Raw genomic sequence first — 259 nt, 5'->3', positions numbered from 1 at the left:
CCGGCGGCACCGGCTTCACCCAAGGCGCCGACGGCAACGCCGGCAACGGCGGTGACGGCGGGGTCGGCGGCAACGGCGGAAACGGCGCAGACAACACCACCACCGCCGCCGCCGGCACCACAGGCGGCGACGGCGGGGCCGGCGGGGCCGGCGGAACCGGCGGAACCGGCGGAGCCGCCGGCACCGGCACCGGCGGCCAACAAGGCAACGGCGGCAACGGCGGCAACGGCGGCACCGGCGGCAAAGGCGGCACCGGCGG

At 79.9% G+C, this 259-nt stretch carries 1 protein-coding gene; it reads left to right on the top strand.

Annotation, left to right across the window (positions count from 1 at the left end; all coding sequences use genetic code 11):
* The coding region (locus N4G70_RS37325) for a hypothetical protein (protein ID WP_261717168.1) at positions 1–259 on the top strand (259 nt) is incomplete at both ends.

It is taken from the genome of Streptomyces sp. ASQP_92 (assembly GCF_025399895.1).
In the GTDB taxonomy this organism is placed as follows: Bacteria; Actinomycetota; Actinomycetes; order Streptomycetales; family Streptomycetaceae; genus Streptomyces.
The sequence above is the reverse complement of the archived record's forward strand: the minus strand, read 5'-3'. Positions and strand labels throughout refer to the sequence as shown.